Origin of the sequence: uncultured Cohaesibacter sp. (assembly GCF_963556055.3) — a bacterium.
In the GTDB taxonomy this organism is placed as follows: domain Bacteria; phylum Pseudomonadota; class Alphaproteobacteria; order Rhizobiales; family Cohaesibacteraceae; genus Cohaesibacter.
The window spans coordinates 237845-257971 of sequence record NZ_CAUVYE020000013.1; the positions used below are offsets into that span (position 1 = coordinate 237845).

The window sequence follows — 20127 nt, forward strand, 5'->3', positions numbered from 1 at the left end:
ACGGCAAGGAGCGCTTTTCGTCAAGCGGCGAAAAGGCCCCTTCCCTCAGCTTGGCAAACCCTTGTCAGGTTTTCTCACGCCCCCGGCGCAACGCCACCACACCGGTTCTGCAAACCTCGACCAGTCCAAGCGGTTGCAGGATATTGATAAATTGCTCGATCTTGGTTTGGCGGCCAGTGATCTCGAAAACGAAATGATCCGTTGTGGCATCGATAACCGTAGCACGGAAAGCTTCCGCCAATCTGAGAGCTTCCACGCGCTTGTCGCCAGCACCCACGACTTTGATCAGTGCCAACTCTCGTTCAAGAGGCGGGATGTCAAAAGTCGACAGATCCGCAACTTCGTGCACCGGAACGAGCCGACCCAATTGGGCACGAATTTGCTGCAAGACCTGCGGCGTCGCCGTGGTTACGATCGTGATGCGGGAAATATGATCCTCATGCGAGGTTTCCGACACCGTAAGAGAGTCGATATTGTAGCCTCGGCCCGAGAAAAGACCGATAACCCGTGCCAGAACACCCGGTTCGTTGTCCACGAGAATCGATAGCGTATGTGTTTCCTGAACACTTGATACTTCTTCGATGAAATAGGCAGATCCCTGTTGCATCTTGCCGTTCCTCCTATTGGAAATGGTTTGAATAATGCCGGTCAAACAAGTCTCTTTCCGGCATCGTCAATGGCATTTGCAATTTTGCTGTCGTCCTCGGCTTCATCCGAGAACAGCATGTCGTTATGGGCTCGGCCCGATGGAATCATCGGGAAGCAGTTCGCCAGTTTTGCTACCCGGCAATCAAAGATGACGGGCCCCTCATAGGCCAACATTTCATCAATGGCGGCATCGAGTTTGTCGGGCTTGTCGCAAACAATTCCCTTGGCTCCATAAGCATCGGCAAGCTTCACGAAGTCCGGCATTGCCTCGACATAGGAGTTGGACAGGCGGTTGCCGTGCAAGAGCTGCTGCCACTGGCGCACCATGCCCAGATGCTCGTTGTTGAGGATCATGATCTTGACCGGCAGATTATGCTGGATCGCCGTTGACAGCTCCTGAATATTCATCTGGATGGAACCATCGCCCGCGATATCAACCACGATGCTGTTAGGGTGGGCGGTTTGGACGCCAAGCGCGGCAGGAAATCCATATCCCATGGTTCCAAGCCCGCCAGACGTCATCCAGCGATGCGGCTCTTCAAATTCCATGAACTGGGCCGCCCACATCTGATGCTGGCCAACTTCGGTGGTGATGTAATAATCCTTGCCCTTGAGTTTTTCATTCAGGCGCTGCAAGGCATATTGCGGCATGATGACGTCATCATTCGGTCGGTAGGCCAGACAATCGCGTTTCTTCCAGATACGAATCTGCTCCCACCAATCGGCAAGCGCTTCGCGATCCGCTGTTTTGCCACTGGCGCGCCAGATACGAACCATGTCTTCCAGCACATGGCCAACATCGCCAACAATCCCGAGGTCGACCCGAACGATCTTGTTGATCTGCGAGGGATCGATATCGATATGGATCTTTTTGGAGTTGGGTGCAAAATCGTCAAGACGACCGGTAATGCGGTCATCGAACCGGGCACCAACGCAGACCATGACATCACATTCATGCATGGCCATATTGGCTTCATAGGTTCCGTGCATTCCGAGCATGCCCAGCCATTCCTTGCCTGAAGCAGGATAGGCCCCCAGACCCATCAGGGTCGAGGTTATGGGATAGCCGGTCAATCCGACAAGCTCGCGCAGGATCTGACAGGCTTCGCTCCCCGAATTGATGACGCCGCCACCGGTATACAAGATCGGCCGCTTGGCATTGATCATCATGTCAACCGCCATCCGAACCGCATCCAGATCCGCCCGGACCTGAGGATGATAGGTCTTGTGGGTCACATTCGACGGGCCATGATACATGCCGGTCGCAAACTGAACGTCTTTGGGAACATCAACGACCACCGGCCCGGGACGACCGGACTTGGCAACCAGAAAGGCCTCGTGCAAAATCCGGGGCAACTCATCAACCGAGCGAACCAGATAATTATGCTTGGTACAAGGGCGCGTGATACCTGAGGTATCACATTCCTGAAAGGCATCAGTGCCGATCAGTGAAGTGGGAACCTGACCGGTAATGCAAACCAGAGGAATGGAATCCATCAAGGCATCGGCCAGCGCAGTGACAGCATTGGTCGCGCCCGGACCGGAGGTCACCAACACGACCCCGACTTTACCTGTCGAACGGGCATAGCCCTCTGCTGCATGTCCCGCACCTTGTTCATGGCGCACGAGGATATGACGAATGTCTTCCTGCTGAAAGATTTCATCATAGATCGGGAGGACAGCGCCCCCAGGATAGCCAAAGATATGATCAACACCCTGATCCTTCAGAGCCTGGATGACCATCTCAGCACCCGTCATCTGCCGTGTCATGTTTCCATTCCTTAACCCTGGGCATTTGCATCTTGCAAAATGCTCCATCTGACTTTTTTGTCACCATCCCGGTACGAGAAATTCATGCCCTCCTCTCCCGGTCGTCGGCCACATTGGTCCAAACGAAAGGAAAATCTTGCCTTGTTCGAAATGTGTCTTGTTCTCTGTGGTTGGGCAATAAAAAAGGGCCCTTTCAAAGGACCCGGACGCGCACCACCATTTGCAAAGGATTTCAATCCATCGCAGCAGCGCGCCTACCCACTAGAATCACAAGAATATTTCGCATAACAGTCACAGACTTTCCGTTCGTTTCGCGTGGCACGTTAGTCAATGGAAGGTATGAGGTCAACCCGCTTTGAACAGGTATTTTCAAAAAATGAGTAATATTAGACTAGTTTCCCACCTTGTTTTTTTCCATTTCTATCAAAAAATACTCAATCGCAGCCTCAGCAGTTTCGAACAGGGACCAATCAGACATCTGATTTCGGATCCAGGTCATCTGCCTTTTTGCATATCGACGCGTGTCGCGCTTGCATAATTCGATGGCCTCTTCATAGGAAAGCTCGCCCTTGGCATGTTCCCACAACAGCGCAACACCAATGGCTTTCATCGCCGGCAAGTCGGGATCAAGTCCAAGATCATTCATGTGCACGGCTTCCTCGATACCGCCCAATGCGACCATATGGTCGAAGCGGTCTTCGATCCTGCGATAGACATCTTCTCTCGGAGGACAAAGAACCAGACGCATCGCGTCGGCAACGATTGCAGGGTCATGACGCATGTCATTGCTTTTCTGCCATTCAAGCAGCGACTTGCCTGTCGCATCAAGAATTTCCAGCGCACGCAGAATTCTTTGCCCATCAGCCGGTTTCAACTGCGCTGCGATATCCGGATCCCGCTCGGCCAACACCGCATGCATCGCCTCTGGCGAACCCAGCCGCTGTTGTTCGGCCATCCAGTAGGCGCGGATTTCGAGCGGAACATCGGGAACGCTGTTCAGTCCCTCTAGCAGGGCCTTGAAATAAAGCCCGGTGCCACCGACCAGAACAGGGCACTGACCTTTGGCACGAACGTCCCTGATCGCCTCGACAGCATCATCAAGCCACCGCCCCACAGAGTAACGCTCGGACGGATCGACATACCCGTAGAGTCGGTGATCGATCGTGCCCATGTCTTCCGGCTTGGGCCGGGCAGACAGAATCGACAAGTGATCATAAATCTGCATCGAATCTGCGTTGATAATCACGCCATCGACTAATTCAGCAAGACGGATCGCAAGAGAAGACTTGCCGCTGGCCGTCGGCCCGGCTATCAACACCGCAGTCGGTGCGGGAATTCGTTGTGTTTGGTTCCTTGTCACGTCTTCATTTCAGCCTCTGAAACGAGGTTCCCTTATATCGGAGCTTTCATGTCCTTCACTTTGACCCTTATCAGCGCACCCGCTGCTCCGGCAGTCAATCCTGACCTAGCAGCTGAAATCCGCTCCATCATCAAAGTCGATACAGACTTCACCTGGCTGATGGAAGGGGTTGCCTGTGATTATACCATTCCTGAGCATCTAGACTATGCCAACCTTCGTGCAGAGCTGCACCACTATCTTGCAGACAAAAAGGTGGATATGGTTTTGCAACCATCTGTGGGACGCAAGAAAAAGCTGCTGTTGGCGGATATGGATTCAACCATGATCCAACAGGAATGCATCGATGAGCTGGCTGATGAGGTTGGCCTCAAGGAAAAGATCTCCGGCATCACCGCCCGTGCCATGAATGGCGAGATCGAGTTTGAACCGGCCCTCAAGGAACGCGTCTCCCTGCTCAAAGGCCTCGACCTTTCCATTGTCGACACGCTTTTTGAAAATCGCATTACCTTCACGCCCGGAGGCAAGGCGCTGGTCCAGACCATGAAAGCCAATGGTGCCTATTGTGCCCTTGTGTCGGGGGGCTTCACCCTCTTCACATCCCGCGTTCGTGAGACGCTTGGCTTTGACGAAGACCGCGCCAACAGCCTCATCGAACAGGGTGGCAAGCTCACCGGGGAGGTCGGCATGCCCATTCTTGGCAAAGACGCAAAATTGTCTCGTCTGAACGAGCTCACCGCAGAACTCAAACTCAAACCGCAAGAGACCATGGCAGTGGGAGATGGTGCCAATGATCTGCCCATGATTCTTGGAGCAGGAGCAGGCGTTGCCCTCCATGCCAAACCCAAGGTCGCGGCACAGGCCCAGCATGTCATAAACAATGGCGACCTCACCGCCCTCCTGTTTATTCAGGGCTACAAAGCGGAAGACTTCATTCTGGGATAAGAAATTACGCGAGCCCGCCTGCCGGACATGAAAGACTCATTTGTCTTACGGCAGGCGTTCCATCATAGCCGACCCAACATCTCCAAGCGCCAGCGTCACGAATTTGAGTGCCCCTCCATCGGGGTTGGCAATGAGCAGCAACAGATCTTTCTCAGGCGACTGAATCCGCTTCATCACCCTGTTCCTCACATCCTCGGCCGATGAAACGATTTCCTGATCGCATTCCACGATCACCATCCCCTTTCGGATGCCTTTCCTGTCCGCAAGGCTTCCCGGCTCGACAGTCTGAACAACCACACCATCAAGCTCGGCACCGAGATTGTGAAGCTTTCGGTCGATCAGTGTCAAACGGCTCAGCTGCATCCCAAACAACGTGGCGGCAGGCTGCCCATTGGCTTCCTCCGCGAGCGGGTCATTTTCCCGCTCCTCCAGCCGGGCAACAACCGTTTCGATCTTCATGAGCCGACCCTGTCGAAACACTTCGAGCGTCACCGTTTTCCCCACTTCGGTATCAGCAACAAGCCGGGTCAAGTCCCTGACCTTGTTAATCACGACACCGTCAAATTTCAGGATGACATCGCCCACTTTGACACCGGCCTTGTAGGCGGGGCCAGTCTCCGAGACCCTGCGAACAACAGCGCCCTTCACATCATCAAGACCCAGATCTTCGGCAACTTCGCGGCTGATCGACTGGACGTGAACACCGAGCCATCCCCGGCGCACCATCCCCGACAGTTTGAGCTGCTCAATCACATGACCCACAATGTCGGAAGGGATCGCAAAACCGAGCCCCACCGAAGCACCGTTGGGCGAGATAATGGCCGTATTGACACCGGCCACCTGACCATACATGTCAAAAAGCGGACCGCCTGAATTGCCGCGATTGATTGCAGCATCGGTCTGAATGAAACTGTCGTAGGGACCGTTGTTGATATTGCGATTTCGCGCCGAAACGATCCCCACCGAGACTGAGCCACCCAACCCAAAGGGATTGCCAATCGCCATCACCCAATCCCCGACCCGCAGTTTCTCAGATCCACCGAAAGCGACTGTGGGCAGCGCAAGAGGTGCATCTATCTTGAGCAGGGCAAGGTCCGTCCTGCTATCAAACCCGACCAGTTCAGCACCATAGTGCGACCCGTCATGCAATTTGACATTGATCTGATCAGCATCGGAAATCACATGGAAGTTGGTCACGATCAAACCGGTTGGATCGATAATGAACCCTGACCCGAGTGACTGGAGGTTGCTGCGATGCTCGCTTTCGCCTCCCTCGCCATCGAAATAGTCATTGAAGAATTTTCGAAAGGGAGATCCTTTCGGAACCTCTGGCACCGGAATGCTCGTATCCGGCTCCACAACAGACACGGTCGAGATATTCACCACCGCAGGGATCAAACGCTCGGCAAGATCCGCCACGCTTTGCGGCCCCCGCATGGTCTCGTGAGCTTGAGCCTGTTGAGAGGTTTGGCAAATTCCGCCATGGGTGAAAAGAAAAAGACACGCAAAAACTGAAAGGCAAGCCCGGACAATCCCCCAGGCATTCCACGAAAACCATTCCTTTGAAGCGATTTGAAAAACACGCATAGTGCATTTCCTCAGAAGCAAGACGCTTTGCTCGAATAACCTTCAGTGCCTGCAATCCCAAGACTGCAACAGACTAGCAGCCAAAAATGAAAAAAGCCTCATTTTCGGCAAGAAAATGAGGCCTTCTCCCGATTGAATTTTCAGCTCCGGACCATCCAGACGATGACAACGCCAACACACATGGCGATCAAACCACCAACGCGCAGATTTGCCCCGGATATGACAGCAATCTCTGTCATCATCCGCTTCATGCGCTCGGGCATGACGGCCCAAAGCAGACCTTCGATGACGAAAACCAGCCCGATTGCGGCTAGAAAGTCTGACATAGGACCCTCTTCAGTGGGATGCTCTTGCTCCAGACAGACTCATGAGATGCCTTTGCCAATAGGAGCAACAAAGCGGAGTAGAAGAAAAAGCACGCACGATCAGAAGACCGTGCGCACTCGCTATATTGCATCAGTTGCTCGCCGCTTCGGCTTCACTGGCAGCTTCAGGCGCTTCATTCGAATTCGCCGCAGGTGTTTCAATCACAGCAGGCTTGGCACTGACCGGAGAGTCTCCCGCATTGCCAAAATAGCTGAAAAATTCCCCGCTAGGTGACAGAACCATGCGTGTATCGCCATTGGCAAGACTGTTTTCATAGGCCTGCATTGAGCGATAGAAGTTGAAGAAATCGGGATTCTTGCCGAAGGCTTCGGCAAAGATCGCGTTTCTCAAGGCATCCCCTTCACCACGCTGGATTTCAGCATCACGCTTTGCATTGGCGACAATCACTGTTGCATTACGATCAGCCACTGAACGCATCTGCTGGGCAACCTTCTCACCATCGGCGCGAATACCATTGGCTTCCTGCTGACGTTCCGTCTGCATTTGGCGATAAACGGCCTCGGAGTTTTCTTTCGGCAGATCAGCACGACGAATGCGATAATCAACCATCTCGACGCCGAGACGCTTGGTTTTTTCATCGACGCTTTCGCGAATAAGCTCAACCAGTTCATCACGTTTGTCACGCACGATATCCTTGAAGGTATATTCGGCAACAACGTCACGCAATGACGCTTCCATGAAGCCAGTCAACTGACTTTCGAAGTTGGAAAGGAATTTGGCCTGACGTTTGAACAGGATCGGATCGATGATGCGATAACGGGCAAAGGAGTCGATCAGAAGACGTTTCTTGCCAGACGCAATGACTTCCCGTTCGGACTGCTCAAGATAACGAGCCCGTTTATCCAGAAACTCAACACCTTGAATGAAAGGCAGTTTCATATAGAGGCCCGGTTCACGAACGGCCCGTTCAATACGACCAAACTGGGTTACGACCGCTTGCTGATGGGGATAAACAAGAAACAGCGAGCCATACAGAAGCACAGCCACGACAACGGCAACAATCAATGCAAAGACAGCTTTGTAAGACATGATTATTTCTCCGCTTTCTTGGTCAGTTCATTCAAGGGCAAATAGGGGACAACACCGCCGCCTCCAGCCTTGTCATCAAGAATGATTTTTTCGGAGTCACCCAGTACCTTTTCCATCGTTTCCAGATAGATACGTTTACGCGTGATTTCAGGAGCCTTTTCATATTCTCCAAGGATCTTGGAGAAACGCTGGGCCTGACCTTTCGCATCCGCAACAGTCTGTTCGCGATAGGCATTGGCAGCTTCGACAATTTTCGCTGCCTGACCTTCAGCCTCTGGAACAACCTTGTTTGCGTAGGCTTGAGCTTCGTTCTGCATGCGCACCTTGTCCGCCTTGGCGGTCTGCACATCGCGGAACGCATCGATAACTTCTGCCGGAGGTTCGACGCCCTGCAACTGCACCTGAATGATCCGGATGCCGGCTTTGTATTTGTCGAGCATTTTCTGGGTCAGTTCTCTGGCCGCCTGCTGAATGGCAACACGGTCACCGGTCTGAACCTCATCCATGGTGTTGCGGCCCACAATCTCGCGCATGGCCGATTCCACAACCTGTTTGACGGCAATTTCGGGATTGTCGACATTGAAGAGATATTGCTGCGGATCCTTGATGTTCCACTGAACCTTGAAATCCACGTCAATGATATTCTCGTCACCGGTCAGCATCAGGCTTTCTTCAGGCACATCCTGCTTGCGAACGCTTCCGCGCTGGGTGGAAAATTCTCGCGACCCGATGGTCTCGTCACGGATCTGGTCCACGTTGACCGTTTCCGCACGTCCAACCGGATAAGGCAGATTATAGTTCAATCCGGATGTTGAAACGGCGATTGGCTTGCCGAGCAGCAATTCCACCCCAAGCTCACCCTCTTTGACCGTGTAGAAGCCGGTCGCCATCCAGAGCGCGAGCGCTGCAAGCACCAAAAGGCCAATGCCTTTCATGCCCAGCGAACCGCCACCACCCGGGAAGGCCTGTTTGAGGCGTTCCTGACTTTTGCGAATGACTTCTTCTAGATCAGGGGGATTGGGTCCTGAATTCTGAGGGCCTTGGCCCCATGGACCGCCATTACGACCTCCGCCGCCCCCCCAGGGGCCGCCTCCACCACCGTTCTGATTGCTCCAAGGCATAATCTATCCTTATGTTAGGAACCTATTGAATATTCATCAGTCAACCTGCTGCCAGGTGAACCAAACACTATTGCACAAAAGTTGACCGACCCTAAAGCGTCGCCCTGATACGCGATACATCCCGCTCCAAGCGAACGCCTTTTCCTCATGATCCTGCGATTTCCTATCAAGATGGATCCCATATAGAGGACAAAAAACGCAAGTTGCAAACGCAACTTTCGTGAAGAAGTGGTGAGCCGAAGAGAAAAAATCAAGACCGACAAGATATCTCACCTTCCATTTATCAAAGGAAAGAGCTGAAGAAAACGTCTTTGCCGAGCTTATTTTCGTTCATAACAGGCATAAGAGAAGGCCGCACTGTCATTTGCACCCTGCTCTTGCAGGTCTTTCGAGACGAGAGACCAGCGGTTCATGTCAATCGCGGGCATGAATGTATCCCCTTCCGGGGCACAATGGATATGGGTGACCTGCAACTTGTCGGCTCGGTCCCATAGCGCATTATAAACTGACCCGCCTCCCATGATGACGATTTCATCGACACCATCGCGCTGTGCCACAGATCGGGCCGTATCAAGCGCGTCCTCAATGGAAGCAACTTTGACAATCCCAGCTTCGTCAAACCCGTTATCGGCGCTGATCACGATGTTGGTTCTGCCGGGCAGCGGTCGACCGATCGATTGATAGGTCTTGCGCCCCATGACCAATGGCTTGCCCAAGGTCATCGCCTTGAAGCGCTTGAGATCCGATGAAATATGCCAAGGCATGTCATTGTCCTTGCCAACCACACCATTATCGGCAACCGCATAGTAAAATACGAGCTTTGGCTCTTTGTCTGCGCTCATGTCTTTCCCCCGATCAAACGGCAACGGCCCCGGCTATATGCGGATGCGGATCGTAATCGACAAGCTCGAAGTCATCATAGACAAAATCAAAGATGTTTATCTTGTCCGGATTTATCTTCATCTTGGGAAGAGCGCGAGGCTCGCGAGTGAGCTGCAAATGTGCCTGCTCGAAATGGTTCGAATAAAGATGTGCATCCCCCAGGCTATGAACGAAATCGCCAAGTCCGAGATTGCAGACCTGAGCGATCATCATGGTGAGCAGCGCATAGGAGGCGATATTGAACGGCACCCCAAGGAAGACATCGGCTGAGCGCTGATAAAGCTGGCAGGACAATTTGCCATTCGCCACATAGAATTGGAACAGACAATGACAGGGGGGCAAGGCCATCTGGTCAACATCAGCCGGGTTCCAGGCAGAGACAATTAGGCGACGACTGTCCGGATTGTTCTTGATCTGGTCAATCAACTGACTGATCTGATCAATCGTGCCACCCTCGCGTGCTGGCCAAGATCGCCATTGATGACCATAGACCGGACCGAGATCGCCATTTTCATCGGCCCATTCATCCCAGATGCGCACCTTGTTGGCCTTGAGATAGGCGATATTGGTATCGCCAGACAGAAACCATAGCAATTCGTGAATGATCGAGCGCAAATGCAGTTTCTTCGTCGTCAGAAGAGGAAACCCCTCAGACAGATCAAAGCGCATCTGATAGCCAAAAACCGAACGCGTGCCTGTACCAGTCCGGTCGCCCTTGTCGACACCGTTATCCAGAATATGCTGCATCAAATCAAGATAGGTCTGCATCATGCGCCTCGTCGAAAATGGTAGATCCAGATCGGTGTTACCTGATTCTCCCAAAAGACACTAAGCCAATGAGACGCCAATCCATTCACAGCCACCCGCAGATATTGCCTATTGAGCCATATTCCCACTTTAAAAACGAAGTGAGCGACACTATATTCAGCCTGTTGCGCAAGTGACTATGGCAATAAATGGCCTTTGTAATAAGCCTATCGGACCCGGGGGCGGTACCCGGCGCCTCCACCACAAGCACCGTCAGGAAAAATTTTTCTTCACGGTGTTTCTGCTGGGGGCGAAACAGGATCGACGAGGGTGTAAAGATTGTGTTTTTGCTCGGCATTGTACCACCGTTATCGGGCTAATTGAGTAGTTGCAAATGACAACTATGCAGGCTCTCGTCTCGCTGCTGCTTAAGCAGTGCGGCTAGCCACATAAAGCCCTAGCCGGTATGCTCGGTTAGGCGGGGTTCGGGGGCACCTGGCAACAGAAGCCCTCACCAAGCAACCGAGCCTATTGTAACAAAATGGCAACGGTTGATATCTCTTGCCACAAACAAATTTTCCTCGCAGTTTGCTTGACTTTCGTCATTGGCCTCAGACATTGTGGCGGCATAATTCTACCAATTCTCGGAGGCCCCATGAGCGAAGACCTTATCCGGTATGACATCCTTGCACAGGATGCGTTGCGCGGTGTGGTTAAAACGGTGCTGACGGAAGTGGCACGCACGGGCCTCCCCGGCGAGCATCACTTCTATATCACCTTCAACACACAGGCGCCGGGTGTGCGCATTTCGCCCAGGCTTCTGGAAAAATATCCCGATGACATGACGATTGTCCTCCAGCACCAGTTCTGGGATTTGCAGGCCAATGAGCAAGCTATCGAGATCGGTCTGTCTTTTGATGGCATACCCGAGAAGCTCTATATCCCCTATACGGCCATCGTCACCTTCATCGATCCAAGCGTCCATTTCTCTTTGCAGTTTGAAATCGAAATGGAAGAAGAAGAGATCATGGAAGATTATGACCAGTCTGAACTGGACGATGAAACCATCTTGACGGTCATGAGCCCGAGTGATGAAGATTTCATCATGCCTTCGGAAGAGGAGCTTTCTGTAGATCAGGAAGCGGACGAGGGTACTGAAGACGATGAGCACACTGAAGACAAACCCAAGGAAGGTGCTGAAGTGGTTTCCCTTGACGCCTTCAGAAAAAAATAGAAACGGACACACGCTTTCTGCGAATTACCAGCATTCGGATTGAACTATGGCAACGATTGTCAACCTGCGGCAGGCACGCAAAGCCAGGGCCAGAGCCGAAAAGGAAACAAAGGCCGAGAGCAATCGTGCCAAATTCGGTTTGACCAAAGCGGAAAAGACCAAGCAACGTCTGGAAGCCAAGAAGCTCAGAGATCACCTTGATCAAAGCAGATTGACGGAAAAACAGGACAAAACGGATTAATTGGTTTGGTGATGAAAAAACATTCCGTCACCATCGCGGGGCATCGCACGTCAATCTCGCTGGAGGAAGAATTCTGGCAGGGCTTGAAGGACCTCGCTCGAGATCGCAATAAATCTCTGGCTGACATCATCCGCCAGATTGACAGGGATCGCGGCCTCAACAATCTTTCATCTGCGATCAGAATTGCCGTGCTCGACTATTACAAAGCACAAATTCCCGGAAAGTAACAGGATCAGTCGGGCCACGTTTCAACAGATCGTGCGCGCAAAACTGGACGAGCGCTGTCGCCCCCCTTATTCGAAAACTGCCACTTCGAAAACTGCCACCATTCCGCAAAACCAGACCCGGACACGCCTTCAATATTGTTGAATGATCGTGTCCGATGAATAGTCTGGCTCTGACGAAAAACTATTGGTGATGCTTGGCGGAATGATATTTGGTAAATCGAAGGAAAAGGGCTCAAGCACAGGTGGGGCAATCCGGTTCTTTGGCAACACCCAGAGCTGCAATGGCATGGTCGGAACCTGCATGGGCGTATTTTCGTCTGAGGCCTGCACCTGACCTTCACCGATCCCTTCGGTCGTCAACCCGTTAAGAGCCCTGCCCTCTCCTCCATTAGAGAGTTTGGTCGTTTCAGGATTTGCCTGCTCTTCAGCCTCGGGCTGCACCTCGGGAGCTGCCTCGGTCGAAGATTGAAGATTTTTCAACCTGAGTGCTTCTTCTTTGGCCTTGCGAGCCTCCTCAGCCAGTTTTTCGGCTTCCCGGCGGGCCGCTTCCACTTTTGCCGCTTCTTCTTCGGCACGTTTCTGGGCCTCTTCGGCAAGACGCAGCTTTTCTTCTGCCGCGATTCTTGCTTCTTCGGCCTTGCGTGTCTGCTCGGCAATCCGCGCCGCTTCTTCTGCCGCAAGACGTGCCTTTTCAGCGGCAGCCTTGCTCGCCTCTTCTGCCTCAATCTTGCGCTGTTGTTCGGCTTTCAAAGCGTCCTCGGCCTCGCGCTTGGCCTTTTCCTCCGCCTCAAGACGCGCTTTCTCTTCAGCAGCCTTGCGAGCCTTTTCTTCCTCTGCTTTTCGGCGTGCCGCCTCGGCAGCTTCTCGCCGCGCGATATAGGCAGCCTTTTCAGCCTCCAGCTTCTTGATCTTTTCATCCTGCTCCGCAGACTTGCGAATGCTGAGATAGCTGACAAACGGAGCCACTTCCCACCGACCGCTCTGGCGCATCCAGAGCCCCCGCAAAGGAGAGATCAAATTCAGGGAAATTCTCGCCATCCGACGTCAGAAAGGAATCCTTTGCAGGCAGGAACTTGACCGACCAACTGCTGTCTATGCTATTGGCAGACAGATTGATCGTCGCACTGCCCAGAGACTGGAATTTTCCCTGCTCTGTCTCTGCACTGTTGGAATTGTTCGAGCGAACGACACCACTATCAAGAAACAGTGTCCATTCCATTCCCGACAGGAAAAAGCGACCCGGCATCCATCTCATCAAGCAACGCCGCCTTGATGGCTGCCGGCTCATTTTTAAGACCATTGTCAACCGCTTCGACCACATGGACGACAGCATCTGGATTGATGTAATGCAACTCGGGATCCTTCAGATTGAGCTGCCCATTTCCCGAAAGACCGGATACCAGAGCAGCCAAAGATCGTCCGCTGCTCTTGACGTTGAGGCTCAAATCAAACGTCCCTTCCGCCACAGGCTCACCGTCACGCCGCCAGACGAAACGGACGCAGGTCGGATTCCAGAATGGCAAGATGACTGTTGAGCGTTGCCTCGCCATCGACCGTCTCCAGTTGCAGGCTCCCGGCGACTTTTCCTCCTTGCAGAATTGCATCGAACCCGTTGATGGAAAGGCCGGAATCTCTCCAGACCAGTTCGAAGCTCGGGTCTTCGAAGATCGTCGGAGCGGTCAATTCAAGACTTTTTGCCTTGACCTTCAGCTTGACGATAGTCGGACGCTCCTGTTCCAGTCCGGACAAATAGGACGCAAAAGGCATATCGGACCAGTCTTGCGTGTCGGAGGTCAGGGTTCCCACGCCAAGCACGGTTTCACCGAGCCAGATCCCATCGATATCGCCAACCTCCAGCGAACCGGTCAGCTCACGACTGGCAATCGTTTCCTCATAAGTCAAATCACCGGCAACCTTCTGGTCTTCCCAATCCCCCTTGAGGGATTTGAAAGACACTTTGCCCTCGTCAAGAAGGAAACGGGAGGAAAGGGAAACCGGCAACCCCTCACCCTGATTGCTCAACGGCAGACCTGCCGCAAGCATGTAAGTTGCAAAATCATCAACATCGAGTGTGACCTGCCCTTCCGCACCGAGCCCCTTGATCGGATCAAACAGCAGTTTTCCCTGATAATCGAGACTGTCCTGTCCATCGGCTGTTGCGAGGCTGGCTTCAAGGTCGGCACCGTCCGACATTGCACCCTTGAGTGCAACGCTTGCATTCATTGCCGGTAACTCCATGACGCCATCCCCGACACCGAGCAGCTTCAGCAATTTCTCGCCATCCGGATTGTCCAGCGCGAGATCAAGCGACAAATCACCTTTTTTCCAGTCCGCAAGCGTGCCCTTAAGCTCGCCTGTGAAGTCGATCCGCCCACCCCCGAACAAACCAGAGAGCTTGCCTTGCAAACCTTCATCTGTCTCATTTCCATTCAGCGTGAAGGATACATCGGCGGGAGACATGACCTCGTGATTGACTTCAAACCAGTGCGCAATATTGGAGTCGGGCAACAAATCTCCGACAAAGGATGCCAGACCCTGCAACTGTTTTGCCTCAACCTTGCCCTCGATCTTGCCATTTGGCACACCAGAGAGATTTCTCAAAAGCCCTTGCGCCGAAAGATTAGACCCCGCAAAGTCTTCGACAGTCAGTTGGTTGATCTCGATTTCACCCTTGGAAAGATGGAAATTGGCACTCAGTTCCTTGCCTTCGAAATCGCCGGAAACGAGACGTTTTGTATGGACATTGAGCGCGATCTGTTCAAGCGGTGCCGCCTCTCCGGACGCATTTCGAAGCAACAGGGAGCCAACGCCCAGAACCGCATCCAGATCGGCCCGCTCCGCATCTAGCCTGATATCAAGCGCACCACCTTCAGAACCGGCATCGCCACCCCCGGAAAACCAGTCGATTTGCCCCGTGGCCTGATCCTCATCCATCAGCAGATCGAGATCGGAAATCTTGACATGGCCCGACTGCAACAGCAGATGGCCAGTAAGATCAAACGGTTTGAGCCGGGTATTCTTCGGAGCATCCTTAAGCCACCATTTTGCAAAGGCAACAGGCTGCGCAGACTGCAAACGGGCCTCCCCTTCAAAAACATGAACGAGATCGGAGACAACCAGCTGGCGAGAGAACAGGCCCGACGTGATGGTAAGGTCGGTCTGGCCTGGAAAGCTCGCCGAAAATGCATTGATTTTCCAGTCGCTTTTTTCAAGCTCGGCATCAAGCTCCAGAGACCGGATGATCCCGCCTCCCAGAATAACGCCGGGAACATCGAACCGGACCTTGCCCGGCATCGCTGGCAACGGCATCTTGGTCAGCGCATCTGCAAGATGGGCGATACCGTCTTGCAGATGGATCGGCGCATTCGGTCCGTTGCCAAGCGCGCGATCCAGATCGAGCTGGCGCGATGAGACGGCAATATCGAACCGCGGATCAGAGCCGAACAAAATCTCACCTCGACCATCCAGACGATAGGCTTGATCGACCGGGCCGTGGGAAAACTCGAATTTAGGCATGGAGAGCGAAGAAACCGTAAGGTCGCTTTCGCCACTTAGTGACCATGGAATGGTCGCATCTTCCAGACCATCAATGGCATTTGTCAGCTGGGATGTGCCGACATAATGATAACGACCATCCTCCTGCTCTTTGACATTGCCGTCCATATTGATCAGGACAGCATGATTGGCAGGGGTCAGAAGACTTTTGACGCGCAAACCGGTCTCGCTGGCCATACCGGTGGAAAGCATCAGCGAATAGGGTTCACCATCCATATGAAAGGCGGCCTCGATTTTGTAAGGACCAATCAGGGTGCGCGCATCGAGCGTCCCGTTCAACGAAGCAATCTCCTTGCTGCGCCCTGTACTTTTATCCTTGAAATCGATCCGGCCATTTTCAACCCGCACATCATTGAGGCGGATTTTCTCCATGTCGCGTTCCCAGAATCTGCCGCCGTCCTGACGCCAATCAAACTGTCCCTGCTCGTCGATCTCAAGCTTCAGAACCGGGTTGCGCAAAGTCATGTCAACGACTTCGATCTTGCCCTGGACAAGGGGAAAAAGCTCGACCCGCACGTCGAATTCGTCAACGCTCAGGATCGGTGCGTTTTCTTTGGGGCCGACATGGACACTCTCGAAATGCAGGTGAGGCAAAGGCAGGATTTGCATATCTGCCGCCCCCAGAACATGAACCGGCTGCCCAAGAGCATTGGTTGCCTCGCGCTCGAAAGCGGCACGGTAGGAAGTCCAATCAACAAACAACGGTCCAACCAGCGCGACGATCAGCGCCAACAAAATCGTTCCACCAATTGTGAAATAAAGGCTATTCACAATCCCATCCCCCTGGAGAGCCGAAAAAGCATAAAGACGGCGCGATCACCGACATGCACCACATCCCGTCAGTTTGCACCGTCTGAAAAACACGACCGACCACCGGCCCGGCGCTCGTTCCGATCAATCGAATCTCGTCATATCTGCTTTGGTTGACAGTCTAATGTGCCCATCCATCTGTCAGAAAGATGGCATTTCCACCAAGGCTCGCAGCAACGATGACAATTCGACCAACCGGCAAGTCCGGAAATCCACGCTCTAGCCGGTTTACACCCGAATGCCCATTTGAAAAAACAATCTCACTTCAAATAGATGTCTGAAGCTACCAAATTTTGGGCGCCGGTATCAAATCTTCATCATCAGTTAACCAAAGTTAGGAACGATTTTCCCCGGATTCATGATATTTTTTGGATCGAGCGCCTTTTTAATCGCTGCCATATAGGCAAGGGCAGACCCAAACTCCTCTTCCATATGCTTCATCTTGCCCTGCCCGACTCCGTGCTCACCGGTGCAGGTGCCTCCCATGGAAATGGCAAGCTTTGCCAGTTGTGAGAGAAACAATTCAGCGCGCTCCTGCTCTCCCCTGTCTTCAGGATCAAGCAACAACTGGACATGAAAATTGCCATCGCCGACATGACCGACAATGGTCGCGATCAACCCGAATTCCTCGATCATCCGTTGTGTTTCACTGACGCAATCGGCCAGACGCGAGATAGGAACACAGGCATCACTGGTGACATTTATCGAACCCGGTCGCAAGGCGAAGCTCGCCCAGTAGGCACTGTGCCGGGCTGTCCACAAACGGCTTCGATCCTCAGCCCTGGTGGCCCACTCGAAATCTGCACCACCACAGTCTTCAACGATATCGGCAAACATGTCGGCCTGTTCAGCAACGCCCCGTTCCGTGCCGTGAAACTCGACAAAAAGCGTTGGCCTTTCCTTGAGCCCGAGCTTGGAATGAAGATTACAGGCCTTCACCTGCATCACATCAAGCAATTCGATGCGAGCAACAGGAATGCCGCTCTGAATGGTCATAATCACAGCATTGCAGGCGCTTTCAAGATCCGGAAAACCGCAGACACCGCCAGAAATCGCTTGCGGAATGCCGGACAGTTTGAGCGTGATTTCGGTGATGATCCCGAGCGTTCCCTCAGAGCCGATCAGCAGCCGGGTCAAATCATACCCGGCGGCACTTTTTTTGGCCCGGCTGGCTGTCTCGATAACGCGGCCATCGGCCATCACGGCCTTGAGCGAGAGAATGTTGTCTCTCATGGTTCCGTAGCGAACCGCATTTGTACCTGATGCCCTTGTTGCGGCCATGCCGCCAAAGGTAGCCTCTGCCCCCGGATCAATCGGAAAAAACAAACCGGTGTCACGCAGATAATCATTGAGTTGCTGCCGGGTGACGCCAGCCTCCACCCGACAGTCGAGATCTTCAGCACTAACCGACACAATCGCATTCATTGCCGAGAGGTCGATGCAAATCCCGCCAAACGGTGCATTGAGCTGCCCTTCCAGCGAGGAGCCAGCACCAAAAGCGATGACAGGCACATCCTTGTCATGACACAGCGAAACCACCTGAGACACGTCTTCGGTATTTTCAACAAAGACGACGCCATCTGGAGCCTGTGTCACAAGACCGGTGGTGGTGTGTCCATGCTGCTCACGCAAGGCCATGCCGGTTGTGAATCTCTTGCCAAACTGATCTGAAAGTTGTTGACAGACTTCTGCAATAGCCTGCTCGTTGATATTTCTGGTAAAATGCGGATCAATTTCAGCAGCCATGCAACTCTCCGGCTTATTTCCATCTATTCATTCCCTGAGACAATAACGCACAATCGACAGCGATTTGCCAGAAAAGAGAGGGGCTTATCCAAAACACCAGCTAATTTGCCCGCAAGCATTATCATTTTAACCAGTTTTACGTTTTGAAAAGCTACAGATGCTAGAATTTGCCAATCAATAGCAATTGCATAGCTCCCCTACGAATTATGCTCTTCCTCCTGAGACGGAGCGATGTTAAGACCAGCACATTCCAGCCAAGTCCGACACTTTTGAGCGCATGAAACATTGCGTGAGTTCGTTAGTCATTGGCAAAATCAGACCATGACACAAACCCCTACCGATCCGCCCTCGTTATGAATTACAAAATCAACCTGCATCTTCCTCACGGTAAGCGCGTCCGCGCTCAAAGACTCATCTGGCAACGGCGGATCATCTTCGGGCTAGGAGGGTTGTTCGTTGGCCTTGCTGCTGTCGGTCTTGCCCTTGGTGCCGACGAAAGCCAGGAGATCTACCGCAAGATCATCAAGATGAATCCTTATGCTGGCCTTTTCATCACGCCAGCGGGCTTTGGCCTGATCGTCTGGATCACAAATCGTTATTTCCCGGGCACGCAAGGGTCGGGCATTCCGCAAGCCATCGCGGCCCGTCGCCTGAAGCGCCCGACAAGTCGTGCCAAGCTGGTGGGGATCAGATCTGCTGTCGGCAAGGTGATCTTGACTTTGGCCGGACTGGTCGTGGGAGCCTCGACCGGGCGTGAGGGTCCCACCGTTCAGGTGGGTGCCGCAGTCATGTTCCTGACTGGCAGCATTGCTCCGAAACGACAGGTAGGGCTCATTCTCGCCGGTGCCGCCGCCGGGGTCGCAGGTGCCTTTAACACACCTCTGGCAGGGATCGTCTTCGCGATAGAGGAAATGAGCCGTTCATTCGAAATGAGAACCAGCGGCATGATCCTGGGCACAGTCATTCTCGCCGGTCTGACGTCCATGGCGATCTTTGGCAACTATACCTATTTTGGCACATCCCACGATCTGCTTCAGTTCGGCTGGGGATGGATAGCAGTTCCTATCGTTGGCTTCATCGGCGGTCTGACTGGTGGATTATTCTCGAAAATCCTCGTCCTGTTCACTTATGGACTACCGGGCAAGTTCGGCTCTCTGATCAAGACCTATCCGATTGCATTCGCCATTCTGTGTGGCTTTGTCGTGGCTCTTGCCGGTCTTTATACCGGTGGAGCCGTCAACGGTTCAGGCTATGAAGCTGCTCGCGATGTTCTCCATGGCGATACAGAACTGCGGCTTGAATATGCTCCGTTGAAATTCCTCGCAACAGTATTCTCCTCGATTGGCGGATTGCCGGGCGGCATCTTCTCGCCCTCTCTGTCCATCGGTGCCGGGCTCGGAGCGGATCTGGCCGACTTTTTCCCACAGATTCCGGTTGGTGCAATCGTGCTGCTGGGAATGGTGTCTTACTTCACCGGCGTCGTTCAGGCTCCCATCACCGCTTTTGTCATCGTGATGGAAATGACGGACAATCACCAAATGATGTTGCCGCTCATGGCCTGCGCCCTGATTGCAAATGCCTCCTCCAAAATTCTTTGCAAGGAAGGCATCTATCATGCCCAGGCAGGCAAATTCTATGATTTTGCCATTCAGCGGGACCAGGACCCTGCACCAGGCACGAAAAAGCAATAGTAAATTAGGCAAACCAGACAAAGCGAAGACCTATCCGACCGCATCAAAGGCATCAAAGTCGGATAGCTTTTTTGCATGGCTTGTTAAAAATTACATCCAAAGGTTTGGCTTGACGTAAGGCTTCATAACTTCGAAAGCTTTAAAGTGAAA

The 20127-nt window shown here is 53.0% G+C and carries 19 protein-coding genes and 1 other RNA gene; 6 read left to right on the forward strand and 14 right to left on the reverse strand.

Annotated features, from left to right (window positions below):
• Positions 1-64: 64 nt before the first annotated feature.
• From ilvN to miaA, 3 genes are all read right to left on the reverse strand, one after another.
• The gene (gene ilvN / locus ACHZB8_RS09810) at positions 65-607 is read right to left on the reverse strand and encodes an acetolactate synthase small subunit (RefSeq protein WP_316860082.1); all 543 of its coding nucleotides are present in this window, start codon (positions 605-607) and stop codon (positions 65-67) included.
• A 41-nt stretch (positions 608-648) separates the two neighbouring features.
• Positions 649-2418 carry an acetolactate synthase 3 large subunit gene (locus ACHZB8_RS09815; RefSeq protein ID WP_316860083.1) on the reverse strand — a complete coding sequence of 590 codons (1770 nt, stop codon included), beginning with the start codon at positions 2416-2418 and terminating at the stop codon, positions 649-651.
• Positions 2419-2809: 391 nt separating this feature from the next.
• Entirely contained in the window at positions 2810-3778 is a 969-nt protein-coding gene (gene miaA / locus ACHZB8_RS09820; RefSeq protein WP_316860084.1) for a tRNA (adenosine(37)-N6)-dimethylallyltransferase MiaA, read from the reverse strand.
• Positions 3779-3826: 48 nt separating this feature from the next.
• On the opposite strand from miaA, the gene serB reads away from it, so the two are divergent.
• Positions 3827-4720 carry a phosphoserine phosphatase SerB gene (gene serB, locus ACHZB8_RS09825; RefSeq protein ID WP_316860085.1) on the forward strand — a complete coding sequence of 298 codons (894 nt, stop codon included), beginning with the start codon at positions 3827-3829 and terminating at the stop codon, positions 4718-4720.
• 45 nt (positions 4721-4765) lie between these two features.
• Here the strand turns inward: serB and ACHZB8_RS09830 are convergent, their stop codons facing one another.
• The 6 genes from ACHZB8_RS09830 to ACHZB8_RS09855 form a co-directional block, all read right to left on the reverse strand.
• Entirely contained in the window at positions 4766-6307 is a 1542-nt protein-coding gene (locus ACHZB8_RS09830; protein WP_316860086.1) for a Do family serine endopeptidase, read from the reverse strand.
• 140 nt (positions 6308-6447) lie between these two features.
• The gene (locus ACHZB8_RS09835) at positions 6448-6633 is read right to left on the reverse strand and encodes a DUF2065 domain-containing protein (protein ID WP_316860087.1); all 186 of its coding nucleotides are present in this window, start codon (positions 6631-6633) and stop codon (positions 6448-6450) included.
• A gap of 130 nt (positions 6634-6763) precedes the next feature.
• Positions 6764-7723: a protease modulator HflC gene (locus ACHZB8_RS09840; RefSeq protein ID WP_316860088.1), complete on the reverse strand. Its 960-nt coding sequence runs from the start codon at positions 7721-7723 to the stop codon at positions 6764-6766.
• Positions 7724-7725: 2 nt separating this feature from the next.
• The gene (gene hflK, locus ACHZB8_RS09845; protein ID WP_316860089.1) at positions 7726-8844 is read right to left on the reverse strand and encodes an FtsH protease activity modulator HflK; all 1119 of its coding nucleotides are present in this window, start codon (positions 8842-8844) and stop codon (positions 7726-7728) included.
• A 320-nt stretch (positions 8845-9164) separates the two neighbouring features.
• A complete protein-coding gene (locus ACHZB8_RS09850; RefSeq protein ID WP_316860090.1) occupies positions 9165-9686 on the reverse strand; it encodes a dihydrofolate reductase in 522 nt (173 codons plus the stop codon).
• A 13-nt stretch (positions 9687-9699) separates the two neighbouring features.
• On the reverse strand, positions 9700-10494 hold the full coding sequence (locus ACHZB8_RS09855; RefSeq protein WP_316860742.1) for a thymidylate synthase: 795 nt from the start codon (positions 10492-10494) through the stop codon (positions 9700-9702).
• Between the two features lie 124 nt (positions 10495-10618).
• Between ACHZB8_RS09855 and ssrA the strand changes: the two genes are divergently transcribed.
• From ssrA to ACHZB8_RS09875, 4 genes are all read left to right on the forward strand, one after another.
• Positions 10619-10989, forward strand: a transfer-messenger RNA (tmRNA) gene (ssrA, locus tag ACHZB8_RS09860).
• Between the two features lie 139 nt (positions 10990-11128).
• Positions 11129-11707, forward strand: coding sequence for a ClpXP protease specificity-enhancing factor SspB (locus ACHZB8_RS09865; protein ID WP_316860091.1), 579 nt, complete (start codon positions 11129-11131; stop codon positions 11705-11707).
• A gap of 46 nt (positions 11708-11753) precedes the next feature.
• Positions 11754-11948 (forward strand): DUF4169 family protein, encoded by a 195-nt coding sequence (locus tag ACHZB8_RS09870; protein WP_316860092.1) that lies wholly within the window; start codon positions 11754-11756, stop codon positions 11946-11948.
• Positions 11949-11959: 11 nt separating this feature from the next.
• Positions 11960-12175 (forward strand): ribbon-helix-helix domain-containing protein, encoded by a 216-nt coding sequence (locus ACHZB8_RS09875; RefSeq protein ID WP_316860093.1) that lies wholly within the window; start codon positions 11960-11962, stop codon positions 12173-12175.
• A 129-nt stretch (positions 12176-12304) separates the two neighbouring features.
• On the opposite strand, the gene ACHZB8_RS09880 is transcribed toward ACHZB8_RS09875, so the two are convergent.
• The 5 genes from ACHZB8_RS09880 to ACHZB8_RS09900 all read right to left on the reverse strand — a co-directional run bounded on the left by ACHZB8_RS09880 (position 12305) and on the right by ACHZB8_RS09900 (position 18286).
• Positions 12305-13165 (reverse strand): hypothetical protein, encoded by an 861-nt coding sequence (locus tag ACHZB8_RS09880; protein WP_316860094.1) that lies wholly within the window; start codon positions 13163-13165, stop codon positions 12305-12307.
• Positions 13089-13421, reverse strand: a complete 333-nt coding sequence (locus ACHZB8_RS09885; protein WP_316860095.1) for a hypothetical protein — start codon at positions 13419-13421, stop codon at positions 13089-13091. The genes ACHZB8_RS09880 and ACHZB8_RS09885 overlap by 77 nt, the downstream gene beginning before the upstream one ends.
• Entirely contained in the window at positions 13372-13620 is a 249-nt protein-coding gene (locus tag ACHZB8_RS09890) for a hypothetical protein (RefSeq protein ID WP_316860096.1), read from the reverse strand. Before ACHZB8_RS09890 ends, ACHZB8_RS09885 begins: the two co-directional genes overlap by 50 nt.
• A gap of 31 nt (positions 13621-13651) precedes the next feature.
• Positions 13652-16501 (reverse strand): AsmA family protein, encoded by a 2850-nt coding sequence (locus tag ACHZB8_RS09895; protein WP_316860097.1) that lies wholly within the window; start codon positions 16499-16501, stop codon positions 13652-13654.
• A 363-nt stretch (positions 16502-16864) separates the two neighbouring features.
• Entirely contained in the window at positions 16865-18286 is a 1422-nt protein-coding gene (locus ACHZB8_RS09900; RefSeq protein WP_316860098.1) for an FAD-linked oxidase C-terminal domain-containing protein, read from the reverse strand.
• Positions 18287-18591: 305 nt separating this feature from the next.
• On the opposite strand from ACHZB8_RS09900, the gene ACHZB8_RS09905 reads away from it, so the two are divergent.
• Positions 18592-19977, forward strand: coding sequence for a chloride channel protein (locus ACHZB8_RS09905; protein ID WP_316860099.1), 1386 nt, complete (start codon positions 18592-18594; stop codon positions 19975-19977).
• Positions 19978-20127 lie beyond the last annotated feature (150 nt).

Bases quoted from the DNA above. Each gene is read 5' to 3' on its own strand.
- ACHZB8_RS09900 (WP_316860098.1), bottom strand. From the start codon at position 18,286: ATGGCTGCTGAAATTGATCCGCATTTTACCAGAAATATCAACGAGCAG.
- ACHZB8_RS09835 (WP_316860087.1), bottom strand. From the start codon at position 6,633: ATGTCAGACTTTCTAGCCGCAATCGGGCTGGTTTTCGTCATCGAAGGT.
- hflK (WP_316860089.1), bottom strand. From the start codon at position 8,844: ATGCCTTGGAGCAATCAGAACGGTGGTGGAGGCGGCCCCTGGGGGGGC.
- ACHZB8_RS09885 (WP_316860095.1), bottom strand. From the start codon at position 13,421: ATGCCGGGTCGCTTTTTCCTGTCGGGAATGGAATGGACACTGTTTCTT.
- ACHZB8_RS09815 (WP_316860083.1), bottom strand. From the start codon at position 2,418: ATGACACGGCAGATGACGGGTGCTGAGATGGTCATCCAGGCTCTGAAG.
- ACHZB8_RS09880 (WP_316860094.1), bottom strand. From the start codon at position 13,165: ATGCGCCAGAGCGGTCGGTGGGAAGTGGCTCCGTTTGTCAGCTATCTC.
- ACHZB8_RS09870 (WP_316860092.1), top strand. From the start codon at position 11,754: ATGGCAACGATTGTCAACCTGCGGCAGGCACGCAAAGCCAGGGCCAGA.
- ACHZB8_RS09865 (WP_316860091.1), top strand. From the start codon at position 11,129: ATGAGCGAAGACCTTATCCGGTATGACATCCTTGCACAGGATGCGTTG.
- ACHZB8_RS09840 (WP_316860088.1), bottom strand. From the start codon at position 7,723: ATGTCTTACAAAGCTGTCTTTGCATTGATTGTTGCCGTTGTCGTGGCT.
- ilvN (WP_316860082.1), bottom strand. From the start codon at position 607: ATGCAACAGGGATCTGCCTATTTCATCGAAGAAGTATCAAGTGTTCAG.
- ACHZB8_RS09830 (WP_316860086.1), bottom strand. From the start codon at position 6,307: ATGCGTGTTTTTCAAATCGCTTCAAAGGAATGGTTTTCGTGGAATGCC.
- ACHZB8_RS09850 (WP_316860090.1), bottom strand. From the start codon at position 9,686: ATGAGCGCAGACAAAGAGCCAAAGCTCGTATTTTACTATGCGGTTGCC.
- ACHZB8_RS09875 (WP_316860093.1), top strand. From the start codon at position 11,960: ATGAAAAAACATTCCGTCACCATCGCGGGGCATCGCACGTCAATCTCG.
- serB (WP_316860085.1), top strand. From the start codon at position 3,827: ATGTCCTTCACTTTGACCCTTATCAGCGCACCCGCTGCTCCGGCAGTC.
- ACHZB8_RS09855 (WP_316860742.1), bottom strand. From the start codon at position 10,494: ATGCAGACCTATCTTGATTTGATGCAGCATATTCTGGATAACGGTGTC.